At 39.0% G+C, this 22,277-nt stretch carries 18 protein-coding genes; 4 read left to right on the top strand and 14 right to left on the bottom strand.

Going from position 1 to position 22,277, the window contains the following annotated elements:
* Nucleotides 1-18: 18 nt before the first annotated feature.
* Both N824_RS08460 and N824_RS08455 read right to left on the bottom strand, forming a co-directional pair.
* Complete coding sequence (locus N824_RS08460) at nt 19-1,527, bottom strand: RagB/SusD family nutrient uptake outer membrane protein (protein WP_048904655.1); 1,509 nt, start codon at nt 1,525-1,527, stop codon at nt 19-21.
* 15 nt (nt 1,528-1,542) lie between these two features.
* Complete coding sequence (locus N824_RS08455) at nt 1,543-4,635, bottom strand: TonB-dependent receptor (protein ID WP_048904654.1); 3,093 nt, start codon at nt 4,633-4,635, stop codon at nt 1,543-1,545.
* Nucleotides 4,636-4,850: 215 nt separating this feature from the next.
* Here N824_RS08455 and N824_RS08450 point away from each other — a divergent pair, with 215 nt between their 5' ends.
* On the top strand, nt 4,851-5,744 hold the full coding sequence (locus tag N824_RS08450) for an AraC family transcriptional regulator (protein ID WP_048904653.1): 894 nt from the start codon (nt 4,851-4,853) through the stop codon (nt 5,742-5,744).
* A 10-nt stretch (nt 5,745-5,754) separates the two neighbouring features.
* Here N824_RS08450 and N824_RS08445 read toward each other — a convergent pair whose 3' ends face one another.
* Nucleotides 5,755-6,639 carry an NAD(P)H-binding protein gene (locus N824_RS08445; RefSeq protein ID WP_048904652.1) on the bottom strand — a complete coding sequence of 295 codons (885 nt, stop codon included), beginning with the start codon at nt 6,637-6,639 and terminating at the stop codon, nt 5,755-5,757.
* A gap of 78 nt (nt 6,640-6,717) precedes the next feature.
* On the opposite strand from N824_RS08445, the gene N824_RS37230 reads away from it, so the two are divergent.
* Nucleotides 6,718-7,074, top strand: a complete 357-nt coding sequence (locus N824_RS37230; RefSeq protein ID WP_084498235.1) for a helix-turn-helix domain-containing protein — start codon at nt 6,718-6,720, stop codon at nt 7,072-7,074.
* Here N824_RS37230 and N824_RS08440 read toward each other — a convergent pair.
* Together N824_RS08440 and N824_RS08435 are read right to left on the bottom strand one after the other, a co-directional pair.
* Entirely contained in the window at nt 6,987-7,730 is a 744-nt protein-coding gene (locus N824_RS08440; RefSeq protein WP_235207029.1) for a DUF1080 domain-containing protein, read from the bottom strand. The two genes, N824_RS37230 and N824_RS08440, sit on opposite strands and share 88 nt — an antisense overlap.
* A 67-nt stretch (nt 7,731-7,797) precedes the next feature.
* Nucleotides 7,798-10,473, bottom strand: coding sequence for a c-type cytochrome (locus N824_RS08435; protein ID WP_048904754.1), 2,676 nt, complete (start codon nt 10,471-10,473; stop codon nt 7,798-7,800).
* Nucleotides 10,474-10,708: 235 nt separating this feature from the next.
* Between N824_RS08435 and N824_RS08430 the strand changes: the two genes are divergently transcribed.
* Nucleotides 10,709-11,587, top strand: a complete 879-nt coding sequence (locus N824_RS08430) for an AraC family transcriptional regulator (protein ID WP_048904651.1) — start codon at nt 10,709-10,711, stop codon at nt 11,585-11,587.
* 11 nt (nt 11,588-11,598) lie between these two features.
* On the opposite strand, the gene N824_RS08425 is transcribed toward N824_RS08430, so the two are convergent.
* The 7 genes from N824_RS08425 to N824_RS08395 all read right to left on the bottom strand — a co-directional run bounded on the left by N824_RS08425 (nt 11,599) and on the right by N824_RS08395 (nt 19,695).
* A complete protein-coding gene (locus N824_RS08425; protein WP_152542038.1) occupies nt 11,599-12,408 on the bottom strand; it encodes a sugar phosphate isomerase/epimerase in 810 nt (269 codons plus the stop codon).
* A gap of 15 nt (nt 12,409-12,423) precedes the next feature.
* Nucleotides 12,424-14,889, bottom strand: coding sequence for an alpha-L-rhamnosidase C-terminal domain-containing protein (locus N824_RS08420; protein ID WP_052334082.1), 2,466 nt, complete (start codon nt 14,887-14,889; stop codon nt 12,424-12,426).
* Between the two features lie 119 nt (nt 14,890-15,008).
* Nucleotides 15,009-15,827, bottom strand: a complete 819-nt coding sequence (metQ, locus tag N824_RS08415; protein ID WP_048904649.1) for a methionine ABC transporter substrate-binding lipoprotein MetQ — start codon at nt 15,825-15,827, stop codon at nt 15,009-15,011.
* 16 nt (nt 15,828-15,843) lie between these two features.
* Nucleotides 15,844-16,500, bottom strand: a complete 657-nt coding sequence (locus N824_RS08410) for a methionine ABC transporter permease MetI (protein WP_048904648.1) — start codon at nt 16,498-16,500, stop codon at nt 15,844-15,846.
* A complete protein-coding gene (gene metN, locus N824_RS08405) occupies nt 16,493-17,524 on the bottom strand; it encodes a methionine ABC transporter ATP-binding protein MetN (RefSeq protein WP_048904647.1) in 1,032 nt (343 codons plus the stop codon). Before metN ends, N824_RS08410 begins: the two co-directional genes overlap by 8 nt.
* Nucleotides 17,525-17,638: 114 nt before the next feature.
* Nucleotides 17,639-18,550 (bottom strand): NAD(P)/FAD-dependent oxidoreductase, encoded by a 912-nt coding sequence (locus tag N824_RS08400; RefSeq protein WP_048904646.1) that lies wholly within the window; start codon nt 18,548-18,550, stop codon nt 17,639-17,641.
* 125 nt (nt 18,551-18,675) lie between these two features.
* The gene (locus N824_RS08395) at nt 18,676-19,695 is read right to left on the bottom strand and encodes a hypothetical protein (RefSeq protein ID WP_048904645.1); all 1,020 of its coding nucleotides are present in this window, start codon (nt 19,693-19,695) and stop codon (nt 18,676-18,678) included.
* Between the two features lie 156 nt (nt 19,696-19,851).
* Between N824_RS08395 and N824_RS08390 the strand changes: the two genes are divergently transcribed.
* Nucleotides 19,852-20,763, top strand: coding sequence for an S-adenosyl-l-methionine hydroxide adenosyltransferase family protein (locus N824_RS08390; protein WP_152542036.1), 912 nt, complete (start codon nt 19,852-19,854; stop codon nt 20,761-20,763).
* On the opposite strand, the gene N824_RS08385 is transcribed toward N824_RS08390, so the two are convergent.
* Nucleotides 20,752-22,038 (bottom strand): MFS transporter, encoded by a 1,287-nt coding sequence (locus N824_RS08385; protein ID WP_048904644.1) that lies wholly within the window; start codon nt 22,036-22,038, stop codon nt 20,752-20,754. The genes N824_RS08390 and N824_RS08385 overlap by 12 nt on opposite strands.
* Before the next feature lie 12 nt (nt 22,039-22,050).
* The gene (locus N824_RS08380) at nt 22,051-22,275 is read right to left on the bottom strand and encodes a hypothetical protein (RefSeq protein ID WP_048904643.1); all 225 of its coding nucleotides are present in this window, start codon (nt 22,273-22,275) and stop codon (nt 22,051-22,053) included.
* Between the last annotated feature and the right edge of the window lie 2 nt (nt 22,276-22,277).

Below are 22,277 nucleotides of genomic sequence, written 5' to 3'. Positions count from 1 at the left end.
ATTAAGATAAATGCACAATTAATAGCCAGGATTCTGTATTAAATTTTTATCAAGAAAAAGCTGTCTGTCCGGTATTGGATAAAGTGCTTCATAACCATCAAACCTATAGTCATTTGGAGAGAATGGCACTCCGCCACGGTCAACAGTAGGCTGAGCTTTTTCGGCCTGACCATGTGTATTTAGTAAAGTTATCATTTGAGCATTGGTAAAAGCTCTTTTCATATCAAACCAGCGATCGTTCTCAAAGGCTAGTTCCACCCTGCGCTCATGTCTTATTGCAGCACGAAAAGCATCCTGACTAAGCCCACTTAAACCAATCAGGTGTGCCCTTTCTCTAACTTTATTGATATATTGATAGGCATCACCAGGGCCGGTTTGTTCGTTTATTGCTTCAGCGAGCATCAACAGTACATCTGAATACCGCAGAACAGGCCAGTTATCGTCAGTACGACCGGCAATTGTATGTGGATGATTGTATTTGTTAACATATGGAATGCCTACAAATAGGCCATCCGCATTAGTATAACCTTCCTGAAGTGAAACCGCTTTACGTTCATCGTTTGGTTCAAATTCAGCAATCATATTTTTAGTGGGAATGTTCCAGCCTTGCGGACGGCTGGTTGGGAAACCCGTGATAGCGCCCGCAGATCCTCTTGGCGCAAAGGTATAAATGAAACTACTCCATTCGCCCAGATTATTCCCACCCTGGTACTGAACTTCAAATAATGATTCGCTATTGTTTTTACTTTTAGGATCAAAAACAGCAGCATAATCTCCAACCAGCACATAGCCCATTGGCAAAATTTGCCTTAATGTGCCCTCAGCTTTTGCATAATCTTTTGTGGTTAAATAGACCTTACCCAATAACCCCAAAGCTGCACCTTTAGATGCTCGGCCTACATCCGCCGCTGAATATTCACTTTTTGCAGGCAACTTGGCCGCAGCATCGGTCAGGTCTTTTATGATCTGATCATACACTTCCTTTTCCGGACTTCTTTTTGTCTGGAACGCATCAGAAGATGAAGCGAGCGGTTCTGTGATCAATACTACCGGGCCAAAATACCTTACCAGGTTAAAATAGTAATAGGCCCGCATAAATTCAAGCTCGGCTTGATACTGATCCTTTTTTTGCTGACTGATAGCGGTAACTCCTCCGATCTTTGAAAGCGCATAGTTGATGTTGTACAATGCATTATAGCTTTGGTTATACAGATCAGCTACATTTACATTTGTTGCAGTCACATTCCAGAACTCAAAGGCCTCTGCCCTGTCGGTTTGCCCCCTGTCTGAAGGATCTAGCTGTATTGTAGTATTGTCTGAAGACATTTCTGCAAAGATGTACTGGCTGTTTACATGACTTTGCAATGAGCTATAAGCACCACTAACTGCCTGTCTGATTTCATCTTCACTCTGGTAAAACTTATCAGCTGTTTTCTTAGTTGGATCAGACAAATCCAGGAAAGATTTTTTGCAGGACACTATAGCGAGTACACCCGCTAAAACTGCAATTTTATATAGATTTTTCATTGTTTCTGGTTTTGGTTAAAAATTGATCCTTGTACCTATAGATATTGTTCTTGGAATTGGATAAGACTCTAAATCTCTTCCTGGACTGATGACATCATTACCGTTATTGGCCCTTGCCGCATTGACCTCTGGATTGTTTCCAGGATACTTAGTGATTAGGAATGCATTGTCTACACTGACAAAGATCTTTGCATCCAGGAAATTCTTGATCCTTGGAATGGTATACCCTAGTGTGATGTTCTTTACCCAAGCATAGCTACCGCTGTATACATAGCGCGAGTTAGATTCGCGGGTAAAATAATAGGTATTAGATCCAGCCTGCTTACCTAGACCCGGGTTTTGTTCAGATCGCCAACGATTTTGAACCTCCTTTAGCACGTTAAAAACACCGTCAATATTCGCGAGATTCATTTCAATAGCCCTGTAAATATCAGCTCCATAAGATCCATTTAGTAATACGCTTAAATCAAAATTCTTATAGCCTGCATTCCAGTTCCAACCCCAGGTAAATTTAGGATTTGGGTTACCAAGCACTATCATATCCTGTGTATCATAAGATATTTTGCCATCGCCATTTCCATCCAGATATTGATATGTGCCCGGAATATGGTTAGGATTACTCGGCGTACCATCTATCTGTGCCTGGTTCTGATAAATACCCAAAACTTTGTAGCCATAGAATAGTCCAATTGGTTTTCCTACCTCGGTAAGGTTGTAGCCATCATAAAATGCACCTGTCAGTAATGAATTCCTGTCCCCATCAATGGACAATACCTTATTCCTGTTAAAGGAGATATTAAACCCACTGCTAAATGATACCTCTCCAAATTTATCACGGTAGTTTAACCCAAGCTCCACACCCTTGTTTTCAAGTTCTCCGATATTGGTAATCACACTACCAAAACCGGCTACGGCAGGAATCTCTACATTCAAAAGCATATCGGTTGTTAGTTTTCGATAGTACTCTGCTGTTAAATTTAGTTTCCCATTAAACAAACTTATGTCTGTACCGATATCCAATTGTTTAGACTGTTCCCAGCCCAGATTGCTATTTGGGAAAGAACCAATTGTTGCACCCGGGGAAATTGCGTTGCCAAGAACATAATTGCTGGGATTGATAATGGCCTGAGAAGTATAATTACCAATATTATTGTTTCCAGTTACCCCATAACTTGCCCTTAATTTGAAATCAGATAGCCATTTCAATTCCGGGAAGAAACTTTCCTTTGAAATACGCCATCCTACCGATGCAGAAGGAAAACTTCCCCAACGGTTATTGCTTCCAAATCTTGAGCTCGCTTCGCGATTAAAGGCTGCTGTAAACAGGTATTTATCTTTGTAAGAGTAATTTACCCTAGACAGGAAGCTCTCAATGGTAAATGCTGCCATCCCTGAACTGCCATCTCGTTGATTTGCCGCAGAAACATATTCTACCAAATCATCCGGAAATTCAGTACCTGTAGCATTACCGGTATTTACTGTATTTTTTTGAAAAATGTGCCCAACAGTTACCTCCAGTTTATGATCTTTCAGCTGAGGTGAATAGGTAAGCAGGTTATCCATACCATAATTGGTATAGTTATAAAAATATTCTCCTGAACTAGCCAAACGCGGTGGGGCATTATTAAATCCGGCAATACCAGAAGGAGTAAAATCATGATTCCTGTCGTTCTGTAAGGTTCCGTTAAGATTTGTTCTGAAAGAAACATTTTTTATGGGCTTAACTTCTACGTAAGCATTGGCTGTAAGATTACCCTTGTATTGTTGATGAAGCTCTTGCATAAGGCGCTGTACCGGATTTGGAAAACCGAAAATATTGTCGTGCCCGCCAATGTAATTATTGAAAGTACCATCCTCATTATACACCGGTTCTCTGGGATCCATCAGCAGGGCCTGATCCACAATGTTATTACCAAATCCACCTGCAATGGCATCACTGTTTTTAGCCCATGAATAAGCACCTGATAAATGCAAGCCAAAATTAAGATAGTCGGTGGGTCTGCCATCTAAATTGGCTCTGGCTGTGATTCTGTTAAAGCCTGTGTTTTTTAATGCTCCTTGCTGACTCAGATATCCCAATGAGATATAAGAGCTTGACTTTTCTGCACCATTGCTGAGTGAAAGATTATAGTCGCTAAACGGTGCATTCTGGTGCAAAATTTCGTTATACCAATCGGTAGATACCTTGGTTTGTTCGGGAAACCTGAAATCAGCTGGTATTTCGCTGATATCTGGTTCTCTATTCTGAAAATACCTGATCTTATCGGAAAACACCTCATTTTGAAAAGCAGCAAATTCCGATCCGTTAAGTACTTTTACCCTTCTTGAATCAGGTACATTGGCTATTCCTGTATTGGTACTGACTGTTAATTTATGGCCATCCTTTTTCCCATTTTTTGTAGTGATCAGTACCACACCATTCGCACCGCGAGATCCATATACTGAAGTAGATGCTGCATCTTTTAAAATGGTCATACTTTCAATATCATTGGAATTTAGCGCAGTCCCTACACTGGTTCCTACAGGGAAGCCATCAACCACATATAAAGGATCGCTGGTTGCTCCGAGGGAACTGTTACCGCGGATTTCGACCTGTAGTTCTTGTCCGGGCTGCCCTGTTGTCTGCTTTGCTACCACACCTGGAGCTTGCCCCTGAAGTAGCCGCCCAACATTTGAAGCAGGTATACCCTGAGATTTCGAAAGATCGATTTCAGATACTGCTGAAGTGATATCACCTTTGCGCTGTGATCCGTAGGCCAATACCACCACCTCTTTTAAACCTTGGGATGAGGGTAGCAACCGGATATTCAAGTTGGCATTACTTCCTACAACTACCTTTTTTTCTACATAGCCGATGTAGCTAAAAATCAATGTAGCACCCTGCGAAGCGCTGATGGAAAATTTTCCGTTTGCGTCTGTCTGTGTAGCTACCTTAGTGCCTTGAACCATAATTGAGGCCCCAACGATGGGTCCTGTATCCAGGGAATCGGTCAATGTTCCCGAAATAACTGTTGGTGTCTGTGCCTGAACTGGCAGGTAGCACAATAGCATTATAGCTAAAATAACTAAGTATTCCCGGCTCAGCACAATTAAAAGTCTTGTTTTCATAACTTACTTTTTAATGTTCTAAAAGTTTATATTGGTATCCAAAACTATCTTTAATGTGAACTGGAATAAATAGAGGTTTTGATAAAAGACCTGCATTTTTTGGCATTTGAAATCCATTCTATGATTTTTCTTAGTAGTTTTAACCTTGCAGCGAACTCGTTAAGGGAAACTATTTGCAACCGGCACTAAGAAAACTAACCAAATGATTGACAAGTATGATTAATTTCTATAAGTATCTCCCTGTCAGCAAAGAAGATGAAAGTTGGGGCTTGACTGTACTCAATAGCGGATGCACACATATTGAGCCCACAAACGTATATCCCTTCAAAAGTCACCCGGCACACCACAATTTTAATTGGAAGAGTTGGCGCACCTTGCAGGAATATCAGGTTATTTACATCACTCGTGGAAGCGGTATCTTTGAATCCGAAAATTGCAAACAGACCAAAATTAATGCAGGAACAGTCATTGTGCTGTTCCCAAATGAGCGCCACCGTTATAAACCCGACCCAGAAACAGGTTGGGATGAATACTGGGTAGGGGTAAAAGGTAAAATAATAGACAATCTGGTTACCTCAGGCTATTTGAAGCCTGAAGCACCGACACAGTATATTGGTTTTAATGAAAGTATACTCGAAGTATATAATGGCATTATGGAAAAAACGAAACAAGAGCGCCCTGGTTATCAGCCTCTGGTTTCGGGAGCAGTCTTTTATCTGCTTGGTGCCTGTCATTCGCTTGCCAAACAACATACCCTTGGTAACCAGGAAGAGGATAATGTTATAAACCGGGCAATGCTCCTGTTTCGTTCAAATATAAATAACCCATACTCTGCCGAACAGGCCGCGCAGGATTTGTGTGTAGGATACTCCTCGTTTCGGAAGTTGTTCAAAAATTACACAGGTTTATCTCCAGGACAGTATTACCTTCAACTCAAAATTGAAAGGGCAAAGGATCTATTGTGCAGCAGCAATATACCGATCAAAGAGATCTCTATTGATCTTAATTTTGAATCCAGCTTCTACTTTTCAAAGCTTTTTAAAGAGAAAACCGGATTAAAACCAACGGACTACAGAAAGCGCTGCAGAGACACTGTGAACGAAGCATAATTGAGCTCAGCTATCCGTTGTAGGCTATGGCAAACTGTTTTGCGAAATCTTCAAGTTTGATCTTACCAATGGGAACAATGTTTTTGGAATCGAAATCCTCCCAAAGTACACCGCTTCTAATGGCTGTACCCATTTCTACATAATTCTTTGCAATTTCCTCTGGAAGTCCGGCTCCTACCATTCCATCAAAGGCCTGCACATCATCAAATGCTACCCATGGCAATTCAGGCTTACCAATTGCTTTTCCTAGCTCCTCTGCGACTTCCTTAAGCAGGCGTTTATCACTTGCGATGTAGAAAATACGCTTTCCGGTAAAGCCTTCCTTGATTTTACCTGCAGCGGCGGCAGCTATATCCTTTGGATCGACCATAATGATTGGTTGATCTGCGCCATAGTTAGACCCGATGATTCCCATGTGCCTGATCAAATCCTGATTCGCATAGAAATTGTTATAGAAAAATGCAGGGCGAAGGGTTAGTACATCGATATTTTCAAGTTTACTAAAGATCTGTTCAACAGCAAAAAGCCCTGCAATCGGGCCAGTTCCTTTGTCAAGATGAGCACCTATACTGCTCAATAAAACTACTTTTTTAACACCAGAGGCTTTTATTGCATTGGCATAGTGCTCGCCAACTTCTCTAATATGTCCTTTAAGGTCATTGACAGAGAAATCATTAGGTACCATCAGATATACTAAATCAGCACCGGTAAAGGTATCTATAAGAAAACGTTCGTCATTTACTGATCCAATTGCCGGGGTTGCACCAAGGCTGATAATTTCTTCTGATTTTTCTTGGTTACTTGATACTATGGTTACCTGATGTCCTTCAGAAATCAGGTGAATTGAAAGTGGTCTGCTGATATTCCCCAGTGACCCGGTTATAATTATTTTCATGATTGTTCTGTTTTTATTTACAGACAAAGTTATATTTGTACTTACTTTTATACAAGTACTTACCCCAAAGTATGTATCATGACAGCGATCAAAGAAAATTCAACTTTAAACACCAATAGGCAAAACAATATGGCAACCTGCCCGGTCAGCTACGTGATGAGTAAGATTGGAGGTCATTGGAAACCGGTAATACTTTACCACCTCATGAGCGGACCAAAAAGGTATAGCGAGTTGAAGAAATTGATTCCTGCCATAACTGAAAAAATGCTTATACAGCACCTCAAACAGATGCAGCAGGATGTGCTGGTTATCAGAAAAGCGGAGAACATTGTCCCTCCCTTTGTTACCTATAGTTTAAGTTTTGAAGGGGAAGAATTGAAGCCAATCCTCGATGCAATGGTTGAATGGGCCTTTGCACGAGATTTTAAGGCATAATCAAGGCCCTGCTTTAGCCTAATGTTTTTGAATTCAACCCGCATTTCAGGTGTTACGTGTGCCTGAAGGCCTAATAATCCTGCCATTTTACGATTGACAGGATCATTATCGGTAGCATCACTCATTAATACACCATTGATATAATGCTGCATATGATTGCCTTTAACAACCAGGTGATATTCATTCCAATCACCGTTACTGATATTCTTTGCCAGCTTCTCTGATGTGCCTAGGGTTGATAGGAGATCGGGTTTTCCTAATGAATCTACAACTACCTTCTCGCCTCGTTTTGCGATAAATCCGCGGCCTCTTTCTTCGTAGTTTAAGCCTGTATATTCATTGCTCCCATCTATGTCGGCCTGATAACCTTTTAGTCCAAAGGGAACACCAGGTACTTCTTCGCTCCTGTACTGAACACCACTATTTCCTCCTTTTGAAATTTTATACTGTAATTTCAGTTCAAAATCATCTACTTTTCCTCCTGTCCATATTAAAAAAGTATTATTCTTTAATTGGTTCTCAAGTGTTACCTCACCTATTATAGCTCCGTTTTCAACCTTCCAGTGGGTTAAATCTCCTTTCCAGCCCTGCAATGTCTTACCATCGAAAATTTTAACAAAATCCTTTTCCTGACTCATAGCTGAAAAGGTGATCATCGAACATAAAACTATACTTACAATAAATTTTATTGAAATTCTATCTATTTGACGCATCTTCTTACTTCTATTTACTTGCCGGCTGAAACACCTTATTATCTTTATTTCCACCTGAGATCAAATAAGCCATTAAATCTTTTAATTCTTCATTATTTAGGCTATTGATCATGCCAGGCATCATAATGGACAATTTAGATACAGAAGTGATGGCTACGTCCTTTTTCTTAATCTCGCGAAGTGTTTGAGGAGAAAAAGGATTTTGAGAAATATAAATTTTGTCTTTGGTCTCTCTCTTAAATCTTCCATAGATAGCGCTTCCGTCTTTTAAATAATAAACCTTTGCGGCATACTGATCAGAGATCACTTTGCTAGGTGTTATGATAGATTCAAGGATGTCTTTCTCAGAGAATCTGGTTCCCAGATGCGTAAGATCAGGGCCGGCAGAACCACCCTCGCCACCGGTAGTATGGCAAGAAATACACATTGTGGCGGCAAACATCATTTTACCATTCTTATAATTTCTACCCACCAAACTGTCTTTTACTACTGCAAGTGCTTCGTCCAGTTTCCAGTCTCTTCCAGGACCTTTTGGCTGTGTAACATCGCCAAGTTTAAGCTGTTTATTGTCTACCAGGCCATCTCCAGAGATTTTGTTAAAATGAGCAAATTGTTCTTTTGGCACATTGGTTAGGGCTATTTTACGTGCTTCATCAATAAAACCGATATAACTGTTACCTCCTTTAAACCCGAATGCTTTATAGAACCATTTAAAATATTTGTTGCGAAGTGCCGGTGTCCACCCTTTTTTGGCTTCGCTTAAAGCTACAGCATAATAAATCTGTTGCGAAGGCGGCGTTTTAGATAGTGTTTTTGCAATATCCAATCCATATTGAGGGTTTTTCAAGATCAAATCTGACGAACTGGTAATTCCTTTCTGGTAGTCCTCATCATCCTTGGCCAGGTCTATTAAGGCTAAAGTTTTAGGTACGACCTGCTCATCGCCTATGTAAACAAGGATCTTGGTCATGAATCGATTGATTTCATTACTCTTGGCCGGAAAATGAGCATTTAGATATTTGCTTAGTTTCAATCTGTCTGCCGGTTGGGGTTTACCGGTTCGTAGTAACGTTAGCTCAAAAGTTCTTAACAAATCCATCTTCTGCGGCTCTGACAATGACAAATAATTGATATCCATCAGGGCATTCAACATTTTACTGTTTAATTCCTTACTTCCATTTCTGGCCAGTGCAGTCATGGCGTGCATCAAAATAATTGGGTCTTTTTCATTCAAGGCTCTGTCTTGCCATTCAGCAACGGGCTGATGTTCAACAGCAATCCTTGCCGCATATCGAATATAACGATCTTTGTTTTTCAGGTTTGGCCAGGCCATGTTAATTGCCTCAGGATTGGGTGTTGCGTGAAATTCTTCCAACTGCTTCCTCAGGTTGCGTGCTTCGAGCATACTTGCAGTTGCATTGCTTGGTAATTCTTGGTTTGGCAATGAATTATCCCCATAATAAACTCTGTATAAATCAGATTCAAGCTCACGTCCACCCGTTAAAAAATATAGTGCACCATCAGGCCCAATCAAACCATCGGTAAGTGGTAAAGGCTGGCCTGATAAAAATTCCTCTGCAGTTGTTTTATAAGAAGATCCATCGGGAATAAGCTGTACTGAGTAAATGATACCAAAAGTCCAGTCAAAAGCCAACAAGCCACGACGATATTTCTCTGGAAAACGAGCATTATAACTGCTAACCAGGTTTGTAGGTGAACCCTGACCAACGTTTAAAATAGCGGGGAGATTATCAATGTAACTTGGTGCCCAATTGGTATTTCCAGAGCGCCAGCCGAATTCACTACCACTAGGAGAATGAGAAATTCTGGTGGGTTTATACCACGGCATCCCCATATCCCACTCCATATCGCCATCATAAACAAACATTTCTCCATCTTCGTTAAAGGCAAAATCATATGGATTTCTATATCCTGCACTTACCAACTCCCATTTTGCTCCTTCCGGATCGGTTTTCATTACAAAAGCGCCTGGTGCAAAACGGTCTGTAGCATGGCCATTAGGATCTTTAATGGTTGCCAACGCGTTGTCTTCTTTCCAGGTTTTAGGTAAGCGGTAACTGTCCATTTCCGGCATATCCGTATAATTACCTGCAATCATGTAAATCGACTTTTTATCAGGCGAGAGGACAATACTGTGAGGGCCATGTTCACCCTCTCCAGTTAATGCTTTCATCAATGTTACTTTATCGAATTGATCATCACCATCGGTATCCTGCAATCGGTAAAGGCCACTTCCACTTTTAAACTTGTCGTCACTATTGTGATTAACCATTACGTATAAGCTGTTGAAGGCGTAAAGCAAACCATGGGCATACCCCATCCCTACTTTAGCATTTGTTGAATCGCCAACAATTAGTTTTTCTACTTTTACTTTAACCTTGGTGGTATCTGATCCTATTGCGGGTATTTCCAGCCTGTATAAAAAGCCATACTGATCGGAGGTAATTATCCTTCCCTTATCATCAAAGGTCATGGCTACCCATGATCCGGTTTTACTTTCAGAAGGGCTATATAAGTGTTCTGCTTTAAAATTTGGTAAAAGTTTTAGTTTTTCAACTTTTGGTCCTGGATTATCTTTCTGGAAAGTGGTGAAGGAAACACCGATAAGAATGAGTAATAAAAATACTACAGATAATTTAACAGACCTAGTTCTGTTTGATTTCATGTGGGTTGGTTTATTTGTGTGTTTGGTATAACAAGAATATCGTAAATACATGAAATACGCAACCTGTGCTGTCCTGTACTGATATACGCTAGCCATATTTTATCTTTTCTGACATATCCCTTTAAACAAAAATACACTATAATGCAAATTAAAAGACAAAATTGCACTTAGTCTTAAATATTTTTTATACTTTTTGATAAAATGGCTAGCTTTATAAAAGAAGCAAAATATTAAAATGAAGAATTACCAGAAATACCTTAACATTAGTGAATTCGAAAAAAATTGGGGATTTTATATCAATACAGTTGGTTCAGCAAAGGTAGAGCCTAATAAAAATTACCCAAACAATCGTGAGCATCCACTAGATCATTCCTTTACCTGGGATAAGGGCAGAATACTAGATGGTTATTACCTGGTTTTCATTACAAAGGGCGAAGGTTTGCTGGAATCTGCAAAAACCAAGGCCTACAACATTAAAGCCGGAACCTGTTTCTTTTTATTCCCAGGCGTATGGCACAGATACAAACCACATCCTCAACACGGCTGGGAAGAATATTGGGTTGGTTTTAATGGAAATTATCCTGATGAATTGATGAAAAAGGGAATTTTTACTGCTGAGAATCCTTTTATTGATGTTGGCCTGAACGAAGATTTACTGCAGCTTTTCCATACACTCATCAAAACAGTCGCTGCTGCCGAAATAGGTTATCGTCAGATCGTTTCAGGGCTTACCCTTCAAATTTTAGGTTTGGTAAATGCAGTATCGAAATACAAAACGCCTGATATCGGAAATCAATCTAAACTCATCTCGAAGGCAAAATTTCTTTTACAGGAATCTATTGAGAACCCGGTGAATTTAGAAGAAATGGTAAAGGATTTGCCTATGGGGTATTCGAGATTCAGGAAGATTTTTAAAGAAACAACTGGCTTATCACCAAATCAATATCACCTTAACCTGAGATTAGACAAGGCGAAGGATTTACTTACATCCACCAATTTGACCATTAATGAAGTGGCTTACCAAACAGGTTTTGATTCTATTTTTTATTTTTCCCGCCTATTCAAGAAAAAGAATGGATTACCACCTAAAGAATACAGGCTTCGCAAAGTATAACTAATGATTATTTAAATTACTGACCTCAACAAATCCTTCATGTGGCTATTGATTTCAAACTGATCTGCAACGGGCATTCCATTTGAGGGTAACGTAACCATATATGGAGGTGGGCCAAATTCGGGAGTAATGGTTAATAGCTCATCACCGGCTTCTTTTTTATAGTCAATGATTTTACCCCACCATTCAAGAAATATCCTTGTGGCATTCTGCCACTCTTTTGCACGTGGGTCTGTTACTTGTGGTCCTTCAGGATAACCAACTCTTGCATGAATGTGTTCAGTTCTTTTTATTGCCTCATCTAAAATATCCGGGCAATTCTCTAAATAACTTTCGGTTACACAAACCCAATGAGAAAGATCGGCAGTGATTTTCATATCAGGCCTAAGAGCAAAAAGTTCCATTGCATTGTACGGGCTAAAACCTATCCTGCCCCTATGGGTTTCGTGGACAACTGTGATGTCCCTTTTTACAGAGAATTCCTGAGCGGTATCAATTACCCTTAATTGTTCATCTTTTGAAAAATAGTCTTTACCGCTATGCGAATTGATAAGTATCGGGTTGCACTCCATAGAGAGATTCAAATAATATTCAAAAGACTTACAAAAAGACTTAATATCGGTACCTGCGGCTTGATGCTGATGACATACAATTGGAAATTGGTACTCGCCTAGAAGTCGGATAAACTTTTTACGTTGTGCAGCATCTTCCGGAATCCATGCATCAACCCCATCATAACCTGCCTGCTTTACTTTTAGAAAAGAATCTTCAAGAGGAAGGTCTTCCATCCCCCAAAGTGTGCACAAAATTTGTGTTTTCATTTGCCTTTTGATGCTTTATTGACCTCCGTCGAAAAATATACCACTTACTGCAGCATTCTCGCCACGTACATGATTGATGCGAATCCTTATGCTTCCGGTATAATTAAAGATCAGATATTTTCCATTTTGATAATCCTTAATTAACTGAACAGGTGAGATGAGTTTGAGTGTTTTGGCGTCAAATATTTCTACAGCAGAGCGCCTTTCTTTGTTATCCCAATCTAAAAAATACAATGCGATTTGATGGTTGTGAGTTCCCGTAACCTGAAGATCCATTGTTAGGGTCTGCAAAGTCGGAGTTGGATCTTTGGTTACAATAGCGCCAAAGCTACGGTTAGTACCTGAGGTGTCTCTGAGTATCCTATTGTCTGCCGCCAAATCCAAATGAACATTTGCCTCATTTCTTAACTTTACTGATGATATGTATGCAGGTAATTTCTGTAAATGTTTATTGTTTTGAAGGTAATTAAACAAAACAAATCCTTCTTTACCATAACTACCCTTCCAATTTCCAGAAGTTAAGCTATCCTGCAGGAAAATGTTAATAGGGTAATTCCAGGACATACTTTTTACTTGCGCAGCTTTATTTAGTGTTTTATAAACTACCTTATATTCATATTTCCCTTGCCTTAGGTTATTTACATTTATGTAGCCATCTTTAATTTGAAATCCTGCTCCGCTTAAAATTGGTTTTCCATTTAAAAAAAGTGACTTCATAGTATTGCCACCTAATGGAATCGCAACCTTTTTTGCCAACGTGCCCCTGGGTATTTCGAGTGTAGTTATCCCTGATTTCACATTAAAGCTGGCAGTGATCAATCCATTTAATGTTGGTGTGCTTCCATTAACATAAGATATGGTATCTCCTAAGTGAGGTACGATTTCAAAGACTTTGAAGCCCGGCTCAAGTGGCTTTATGCCTAGCACCTCTTCTGACAGCCATTTAACTACTCCTGCGCTCCATGGATGTGTCAAGCTGGTATATCCGCATTGGTTATTGGGTGGAGCATCATTTTTATCGAGTATTGCATTCCAGCTTGGTCGGTACACTTCAAAAAATGTTGTTCCTCCATATTTGATTTGTCCGCCCCAGCAATCTTTAATTGCACATATAGCCTCTTCGTACTTTTGCATTTTAGCCATTGCCCCTATGATAAAATATTCATTAAATGGGGAATAAGACAGGCGGTTTACCCGATCCGTATAGTTACGCTGATAAAACAAGGCATCTTCCTTAGGTGTTGTAAGACCAGTATTAATAGCGTCTGCTGATGCATGAAGTCCAAATTCGTTCGGCCAGTTCTTCTTCTTTCTTTCTTCAGCAATTTTCTGCTGAGCATAATTGGTATATTTCTGTGCCAGGTCGGGTCTTCCAATCTGTTTCATTAAGCGACCAAATTCGGCCCATGAACGTATGGTAAGCATCGAATAAGCACGCTGAGATTCTTCGATATTTGGATTTTCGAAACCTGCTCCAAGACGCTCGTCCCAACCGTAAAAGCCTAACTTAGGCGAATTGCCAAAATGCTGATATGCGAGATCTAGTTTTTTACAAGCGTTATCAATATATCTGTTGACAAATTCAACATCTCCTGTATAATTTACATAATCAATAAGACTTAAAACCCAATAGAGAGAATAGCTTAAAATACCGTTATTCAGATCTGCTGTATTTATCGTGTTGGCTTTCACAAAACCATAATTACCAAAGGCAACCATTGAAGCTGCCTGCGATGGGTAAGCATCGCCGGTCCAAGAATGGCGGTCGCTCCGTTCCATTAATATTGCTCCAAAATAGTCTTTTTGAAAATTTAACTTAACGGTATAGGCACCAGTATACCATATTCTGGTCAGTTCCGAATCACTGCAGGAAAAGCTACCCTGGTAATTTACAGGTTTAACCTGACAAACCAGACGAAGGTTCTTTATATGCCAGGATTGTTGATGCGAGCGTACGTTTATCCAACCAAACCTTACTCCTTCATAAAGTTCCGGGTTTAATTCTAATCTGTACGTTTGACTATGTTTAACAGGGGCCATAGTTTTAAGCGGATGTAATGCGCCGCTATTTACAATTGCCGGCTCATTATACTCGCTGATGCTCATGGTTACACTGTCTATTAAATCATCGGATTCAAATTCAAGCCAGCCTGCGTTTGTTTGTCCAAAATCAAAACGAATTGAACCCTTTCCATTTACAGCAATTGCGCCAGTGTTCTTAAATTCTTTTGTGTTAAAACTATCCGGACTTGAAGTTTTCCAGCTAACGGGTTGCAAGCTATAGCTTTCCAGCCCATCTGATGCTTTAGGACCGGCCCAACTATTATTAATGAGCGGGTCTGGTGAGAACGGATTTTCGGTCAGTTTCTTTTTTGCAGAAATTGGCGGATAGATACTGCCTTGCGCATGTACGCTTTGAATGCAACTTGAATAGGATATAAAAAAAACAATTACAAAAAAAACACGCGCAAAATGAATCATAAAAAGCTACTCCTTAATACAGTGAAATTTAATTTGGTTTAAAGCGAAGTTACACGCTGCCCCTAAAATATCATTGCTATTAAATGGCTTTTCTTTGCACTTTTTGGCATTAATCTACATTACCATCCTTTAATTGCACCGCCTTTAAATTCTATTTCAGCTGCCTGTGCTACTTCAGCAGATTGATATGCCTTTACAAAGTTTTTGATTTCTGCTCTGTCTTGATCTCCTGCCCTGGTAACAATAATATTTACGTAAGGAGACTTTTTATCTTCTACAAAGATTCCGTCTCGCTCTGCAACTAAACCGACAGGTGTGGCAAAAGTATTATTAATGATAGCTACAGTTACATTCTGATCGTCTAATGCCCTTGGCAACTGAGGAGCTTCAAGCTGAACAATTTTAAGTTGTTTTGGGTTTCCTACAATATCATTTACAGTAGGCAATAAGCCAACTCCATCTTTTAGCTTTAATAAGTTAGCCTTTTGCAATAATAACAATGCCCTGCCACCGTTGGTAGGATCGTTGGGTATAATAATAGTGCTGCCGTCCTTAAGTTCTTCAATTTTTTTAATCTTTTTCGAATAACCAGCTAACGGATAAACAAATGTATTACCAACAATCGCAAAATTATAACCACGCTGCTTAGCCTGAACATCTAAATAAGGTTTATTTTGAAATGCATTTGCATCAATATCTCCCTGATGAAGCGCTTCGTTTGGCATCACATAATCATTAAATTGTACCAGCTCTACGTCTAATCCGTATTTTTCTTTAGCTACCTTTTGAGCAACCTGAGCAATTGTATATTCCGGGCCCGATTCAACTCCAACTTTAATGTGATTGGGTGTATTCTTTTTCGAATTGCCTCCGCAGCCGAATAAGCCAACAGAAGCTATAATTGTGAATATTGCAAGTGCTTTAATTTCTATTTTCATAAGTATTTTTAATAAGTTATTTTCTATGATCTACTTTTTTGGCTATAAAATCGCCAGTAAACTGTATAAAGAACACCAGGGCTACAAGTGAAACCAGTACCGTATTCATTACAGTGACATCGTATCCTACATATCCATACTGATACCCTATTTGGCCTAGTCCACCTGCTCCTACAGCTCCTCCCATTGCAGAATAACCTACAAGAGTGATTAACGTAATTGACGCGGTATTGATTAACGATGGAAGTGCCTCTGGAAGCAAGACCTTGTAAACAATTTGAAATGGTGTTGCCCCCATTGCCCTTGCTGCTTCTACCAAACCATGAGGAACCTCGATCAGGCTATTTTCTACCATGCGGGCAATAAATGGCGCCGCACCAATGCTTAAGGGAACCAATGCAGCTTCTACGCCAATAGAGGTGCCAACAAGCATCCTTGTAAAGGGTATCATCCACACAATTAATATAATGAAAGGAATAGATCTGAAGATGTTAACAATAACTGACACTGTATTATTAAGCCCTCTGTTCTCTAACACCTGTCCTTTGCGGGTCATAAATAACATTACACCAGTTGGCAACCCAATAACGAATCCAAAAAAACCGGAGACAAAGGTCATGATGATGGTTTCCCAGGCTCCTTTAAAAAGGAGTAAAATCATTGACTCAGACATATCCCAATACCTCCACTCTTATCTGTTTTTTGTTATAAAATTCTATTGCTTTTTGGTGGTTCTCTTCAGTACCTGAAACCTCAATTACCATTGCACCAAATTTAACCCCTCCGGCATATTCAATTTGCGCATAAATAATGTTATTGTCTAGCTGAAATAAGCGACTTACTTCAGACAAGACGGGATCATCGGCAGATTGCCCTGTAAATTCCAATTTCAACAGGGGCTTTTTATCTGTTTCTTTCTTCCTGCTCAATCTTTCCAAATATTCTACCGGGATATTGATTTTTAAAGAAGAAGCTATAAATTCTTTAGTAACATCCATTTGGGGATGTGCAAAAATCTCACTGACAGACCCTTGCTCAATAAGCTCTCCTCCACTAATTACAGCAACCTGATCGCAGATGTTCTTTACAACATCCATTTCATGTGTGATTAGTAAAATGGTAATATTCAGGCGTTTATTAATGTCTTTTAACAGGTTAAGAATTGATTTTGTTGTGGCTGGATCAAGCGCACTGGTAGCCTCATCGCACAAAAGCACTTTAGGGTTACTGGCTAAAGTGCGGGCAATGGCTACACGCTGCTTTTGTCCGCCGGACAAATTTGCCGGATAATCATTATGTTTTTCTTCCAGTCCAACTAATGCAAGCAGCTCAGCAACTCTATTATTGATCTCTTGTTTAGGCATTTTATCCAGCTCCAACGGGAAAGCTATATTCTCTGACACTGTTCTGGAAGACAAAAGGTTAAAATGTTGAAAGATCATTCCAATCTGTCTTCTTTCTTTAGCCAGCTCTGTTGCCGATAAGTCCATCAGATTTTGTCCATCAACAATTACTTCACCTGAAGTTGGTCTCTCCAATAAATTAACGCAACGGATTAATGTACTCTTACCAGCTCCTGAGGCCCCAATTACACCAAATATCTTTCCCTTAGGAACTTTTAGTGACACCTTTGACAGGGCAATGATTTCCCTGTTTTTCTGATGAAACTTTTTAGTTATATCTTTTAATTCAATCATTAACCTTATTGCAGTTTTTGACTTAGCTATGTGTATAATACTAAGTTCGCTGCAAAAGTAAGAATAATCATTAATAGTCTAGTGTATTAATAGACTTTTACATCAAGTACACATTTAATTAAAAGCTTCTTCTATAAGTTCTTTATTTATCATTGCCCCTGCTTTGGTACCCGCTGCCGTAGCAGCAGATACTGCACGAAACATTGTGGTATTATCCCCTGCAGCATAAATGCCTGGTATTGTTGTTCTCTGAAAGTCATCAACACTGATAAAACCTTGTTCATTGATACTACACCCAAGTTGTTCTGGCAACCTGGAGTGTTGGTTAAATCCTATTTTGGCAAAAACCGCCGACAACTTTTGTTTGCTTCCATCTTTAAAAACAACATTTGTAATATAACCTTGATTGTGTTCAATTTCCACAATCTCCTTTTCTATAATTTCAATATTGTGCTGCTTAATCTTTTCTGTTTGTTCCGGAGTAAGAGTAGATTGTCCATTTGTGAGCAAAACGAGATTTTTACTCCAATTATAAATTAGTCTGGAGAATTCAAAGCCTAAATCACCATTCGCAATAACACCAATTGGCTTATGCTTAACTTCATAACCATGACAATATGGACAATGCAGAACAGAAATACCCCAACATTCTGCAAATCCGGTAATGTCAAGCATCTGATCACTAATACCGGTAGCAAATAGCAATTTACTTGCAGCAAATGATTCTCCCGTTTGTGTACTTATTATAAAATCATTTTCTGCTTTTACTGCTCCAATTGCAACATCTTCATGAAAAATTACTGTATTATACTTTAAAACTTGATCTTTCGCGGCATCTGCCATTTGTTTAGGAGGCAGTCCATCTTGAGTAATAAAATTATGTGAATGAGGTGTTTGCCTGTTGCAGGGTTTTCCACTATCTATAATTAAAACTTTTTTCAGAGAACGTCCGAGTGCCATAGCCGCTGAAAGTCCGGCATAACTCCCCCCTATTATGATTACATCAAATCTTTTAGAGTCTTCCATATTTGTTCACTTATGCATAAAAACTGTATTGCTTTTATAGCAACAAAACTAAATACAATAATCAACAATGCAACATAGTTGCAAATAAACTCTGTTAATGGAATCTCATTTTTTGTAAACAGCTATTAGTTTGAGGAGTTTTTCCTCAAAGACTTGCTTCCGAAGATGTTATAGCGAATAGCAAAAGCTTGCTGGCTATCAATTACACCATCAAGGAAATGAAAGGATAAAGTAAACTTACCTTCAATTCCTTTATATATTTTTGGTCGCCAGCTCAGATCTAATCTATTATATGTTTTAGCTGTATAGAATTGATCTCCATCCATTATGTGATGGCCATCGCCTTTATAAAATGAATTGGTAACACCAAATCTGTGGTACTCTGCAGCCATTTCCAATAACAATCCTTTTGGTGTTTTCCAACCTCCAACACTACGCTCACGCTCAAAAGACATTAAGCCACCTGTATTAAAAGTTAATGAGTCTAAAAATGTTCTACCACTAAGATCTAAACCCACTTTAACTGCGAGTGCTCCATTATCTTCGATGTGGTCTCCCGGAATATCTATCGCGGGCCCTGCGTTATGCAACATCATCGCATAATGAGAAACAAAGAACATGTCTTTTTTATAACGACCTGATAATCCGAATATAAAATTTTCTCTATCGGTTGCCGTCTGACGACTCGTCCAATCAATAAACAGCAACTGCTTCCAGTTTTCATTTTCATATTTAAGTAACATACCTTCCACATTTGGTCGGTAATAACTTAGCGTATCGTTTAAAACCGCTCTTGGAAAATCAGAAAGCAGATCTCGTCTTGGAAACATTCCCATATAAAAATTCCAGTTTTGCTGAGTAAACTGATAATAAACTACAGGATCTATTTTATTGGTAAATTTAGGCGAACCAAATTCATGCAAGGCATTAAATCCAACTCTGATGCGGTGGGTACTGTCAAGCAATAATCCCAGTTCAGGAGAAAATCTTAATCCAAATATAGTTTGAGAAAATCGATTTGATCTGGCATACTCCCTATTGTCTGCAAAAGTGTGAATATTGAGGTTACCTTCGATTTGCTGAGAATAAATTTTTGTTACAGCAGAGGACAATAGAATAATAGTTAACAGAATTTTAATTCTCATATATTTAAGATGTGCTTTTAAGGTTTGACTGACCGTGTTATTATCAATAACATGGTCTAATATTTTTGCTTCAATAACACAGGCAAATATTAGATAAAATAGTCTTATTTTAAAACTTAATAAATGTTAGTTTGTAAAATTTAATTGTTTAGCCCTATGACCATAAATCAATTGCGTTTAATCACCTCTCTGTTGATGTTTATGATCTCAAATGTAGGTTTGTCACAAAACAAAATTGTTGTATTTCAATCAGATTTCGGCTTAAAGGATGGTGCCGTTTCAGCTATGAAAGGAGTGGCAATGGACGTATCTCCAGAACTTAAACTTTACGACCTCACGCATGAGATTCCTGCCTATAACATTTGGGAAGCGTCTTATCGGCTCATGCAAACTGTGCCGTACTATCCCAAAGGAACAGTTTTCGTTTCTGTGGTAGACCCCGGAGTTGGCACTGAAAGGAAATCGGTAGTATTAAAAACCAACACTGGCCAGTTTATAGTTACACCCGATAATGGAACTTTAACATTAACCGCAGAGCAACTAGGGATTGAGGAGGTAAGGGAAATTGATGAAGCGGTTAACAGACGAAAAGATTCAGGCAAATCTTACACCTTTCATGGAAGAGATGTATACGCATACACCGCGGCCAGATTGGCATCAGGCGTGATCTCTTTTAATGAAGTTGGGAAAATATTGCCCAAAGAAGTTGTACGAATTCCTTATCAAAAAGCAACTATCATTGGCAAAACGCTTAAGGGCAACATTCCAATATTAGATGTACAATACGGAAATATATGGACCAACATCGATGCTGAACTTGTAAAAAAGTTCAATTTAAAATACGATGACCTCCTAAAAATTTCATTTTTTCATAACGGCAAAAAAGTGTATGAAACTGAGGCGCCATACAGCGAAACTTTTGGTAATGTACCAAAGAGCAAACCTTTATGTTACCTCAATAGCTTACTACAACTTTCATTTGCATTAAATCAAGACAGCTTCGCCACCGTACACAACATACAAAGTGGAAGCGACTGGGATGTAGAAGTAACTAAGCTAGACTTCTGACAATTGAAGTTCTTCTTTCGGGATATCTTGAATCACATCTGCCTGTTTCTTCTTTACCATAACACTTACCCTGTAAACGAAAATACAGCAAACAGCAATAATTACCGAAACAACGATACCTAAGACGCCATAATTTTGAAGCGGGCTTGTACTGCTTTTTTGCGTAACTATAAGTCCTGCACACAAAGCAGCAATACCGCCTGCCATTTGCTGAAGCGAAGCGTTTACACTCATAAAAGCACCCCTATCTTTCATATCTGGTATACTCATGGTAAGTGTGGTTGCAGGAATCATCCTGCTCATTATCCCCATAAACAATACCATATTGATTAATACAACTTGCCAAAGCGGTATAGGTACCAGATTTGTATAAATTAATATCATTACTATTGCCAGGGCAGAACCTGCAGTAAACAACATAAATTTATCAATCTTATCACTTAACTTCCCTATTAATGGCATTATTATAATTGATGCTATACCGGTAAACATAAATACCATAGGCAGTTGCTGAGGTGTTATATTTATGTTGTTAATCAGATAGGCACTACTAAAAGGCATAAGCATAAAACCTCCGACACTTAAAAAGGCTGTAGCGATAAAACCTGTTTGATAAGATTTGTTCGACACTGCATGCCATAAATGCAAAAAAGCACTTTTATCTGATTGAAGGGCAAGATGCTTATCAATAGGCTTAACCTTAATTACAATGGTTATAGCTATCAACACTGCCAGACCAACGATCATTAAAAAGGAAGAATGCCAGCCCCATAAATTCGCAAAATAAAGGCCAATTGGAATACCAAGTACCTGACTGGCAGCAAATGCCATTTGTACAAAGCCCATCACCCTACCACGTTGATTAACCTCAAATAGATCGGTCATGATGGTCATGGAAATGGCACCAATAACACCTCCAAATAATCCTGTTATTATTCTGGCACCTAACAACATCCAATATGTTGTTGCTAAGGCACAGCATAGCGTACCAACAATAAATCCTGCGTAGAAAAACAATAGTATTTTTTTACGATCGAATTTATCTGCAAAACCAGCTGCAAGTATCCCTGATGCTCCTGCACTAAATGCATAAGAAGATACTACCACTCCAAAGCCTTTTGGAGTAATTGAAAGTGATTTCATTAAATAATCGCCCAAAGGCGCAAGAACCATAAAATCTAGCACTATTGTAAATTGAAGTAAAGCCAACAGGGCTATTACCAGCTTTTGATAGTTGTTAAATGGTAAAATTATATTAGTTGATGGTTGTTTCATGAGTTTTTTTTATTAGGTCAATTCTTCACACTGATATCCATTTTTTGAAACCAGTTGAATTACCTCATCTAGTTTCAAAATCGGAGATACGATACGCAGCACACAATCAACATCTTGTTGATCTACTGTCCATTGTTCTATTTTATGTTTCTCCATTACTTTAGCGATGAGTATTTTATCATCAGCAGTTTGAATGTTTGTTTTAAAAAGCAGAATATCTTTAAAATCTGGTTCCATAG

The organism is Pedobacter sp. V48 (assembly GCF_000523515.1).
Taxonomy (GTDB): Bacteria; Bacteroidota; Bacteroidia; order Sphingobacteriales; family Sphingobacteriaceae; genus Pedobacter.
Note: the sequence above shows the minus strand (reverse complement) of the source record. Positions and strands in the feature narration are given on the sequence as shown.

Excerpts from the sequence above, each read along its gene's own strand:
- N824_RS08460 (WP_048904655.1), bottom strand. The coding sequence starts at position 1,527 with ATGAAAAATCTATATAAAATTGCAGTTTTAGCGGGTGTACTCGCTATA.
- N824_RS08455 (WP_048904654.1), bottom strand. The coding sequence starts at position 4,635 with ATGAAAACAAGACTTTTAATTGTGCTGAGCCGGGAATACTTAGTTATT.
- N824_RS08450 (WP_048904653.1), top strand. The coding sequence starts at position 4,851 with ATGATTAATTTCTATAAGTATCTCCCTGTCAGCAAAGAAGATGAAAGT.
- N824_RS08445 (WP_048904652.1), bottom strand. The coding sequence starts at position 6,639 with ATGAAAATAATTATAACCGGGTCACTGGGGAATATCAGCAGACCACTT.
- N824_RS37230 (WP_084498235.1), top strand. The coding sequence starts at position 6,718 with ATGACAGCGATCAAAGAAAATTCAACTTTAAACACCAATAGGCAAAAC.
- N824_RS08440 (WP_235207029.1), bottom strand. The coding sequence starts at position 7,730 with ATGATCACCTTTTCAGCTATGAGTCAGGAAAAGGATTTTGTTAAAATT.
- N824_RS08435 (WP_048904754.1), bottom strand. The coding sequence starts at position 10,473 with ATGAAATCAAACAGAACTAGGTCTGTTAAATTATCTGTAGTATTTTTA.
- N824_RS08430 (WP_048904651.1), top strand. The coding sequence starts at position 10,709 with ATGAAGAATTACCAGAAATACCTTAACATTAGTGAATTCGAAAAAAAT.
- N824_RS08425 (WP_152542038.1), bottom strand. The coding sequence starts at position 12,408 with ATGAAAACACAAATTTTGTGCACACTTTGGGGGATGGAAGACCTTCCT.
- N824_RS08420 (WP_052334082.1), bottom strand. The coding sequence starts at position 14,889 with ATGATTCATTTTGCGCGTGTTTTTTTTGTAATTGTTTTTTTTATATCC.
- metQ (WP_048904649.1), bottom strand. The coding sequence starts at position 15,827 with ATGAAAATAGAAATTAAAGCACTTGCAATATTCACAATTATAGCTTCT.
- N824_RS08410 (WP_048904648.1), bottom strand. The coding sequence starts at position 16,500 with ATGTCTGAGTCAATGATTTTACTCCTTTTTAAAGGAGCCTGGGAAACC.
- metN (WP_048904647.1), bottom strand. The coding sequence starts at position 17,524 with ATGATTGAATTAAAAGATATAACTAAAAAGTTTCATCAGAAAAACAGG.
- N824_RS08400 (WP_048904646.1), bottom strand. The coding sequence starts at position 18,550 with ATGGAAGACTCTAAAAGATTTGATGTAATCATAATAGGGGGGAGTTAT.
- N824_RS08395 (WP_048904645.1), bottom strand. The coding sequence starts at position 19,695 with ATGAGAATTAAAATTCTGTTAACTATTATTCTATTGTCCTCTGCTGTA.
- N824_RS08390 (WP_152542036.1), top strand. The coding sequence starts at position 19,852 with ATGACCATAAATCAATTGCGTTTAATCACCTCTCTGTTGATGTTTATG.
- N824_RS08385 (WP_048904644.1), bottom strand. The coding sequence starts at position 22,038 with ATGAAACAACCATCAACTAATATAATTTTACCATTTAACAACTATCAA.
- N824_RS08380 (WP_048904643.1), bottom strand. The coding sequence starts at position 22,275 with ATGGAACCAGATTTTAAAGATATTCTGCTTTTTAAAACAAACATTCAA.